Origin of the sequence: Curtobacterium sp. ODYSSEY 48 V2 (assembly GCF_023712625.1) — a bacterium.
GTDB lineage: Bacteria > Actinomycetota > Actinomycetes > Actinomycetales > Microbacteriaceae > Curtobacterium.
The window spans coordinates 1-424 of sequence record NZ_JAMAXX010000052.1; the positions used below are offsets into that span (position 1 = coordinate 1).

Genomic DNA, 424 nt, shown 5'->3' on the forward strand with positions numbered 1-424 from the left:
CCTTCCTGCGGTCTACCTCGAATACTCGGTGCGCACCGTTAGTGAAATGCTGCCTTGGCTGATCATGGTCACGGAATATGGGCCGCGCATGGCCGAACTGCGTGCGGCCGATAACCAGCTGCGGATGACGGCGATGACGCAGGGAGAAGACCCTGACTGGAAGGTCTCCGGTATCCCGTTGCTCGACGCTATGCGCAAAGTCGGGCTGCTTCCGCACCAGTTCAAAATACGGAACATTCTGCGCGACAGTCCGCTGTTTGCGCTGCTTCCTGTTCAAGCGGGCGGCGGTAAGTCGCTCCTGCTCATCACCGACATCCTGATCGAGATTTTGCACAACCGGTGCGCGCCCTACATCGTGCTGTGCCCGGGACACCTTTTGGCCAACTACGTGAACGAAATGCTGTACTTCACGGGCGGCCAGATG

1 protein-coding gene is annotated in these 424 nt (G+C 59.0%); it reads left to right on the plus strand.

Features of this window, described 5'->3' with window-relative positions; genetic code table 11:
* A partial coding sequence (locus tag M3666_RS16440; protein ID WP_251155820.1) for a hypothetical protein occupies positions 1-424 on the plus strand: 424 nt, incomplete at both ends.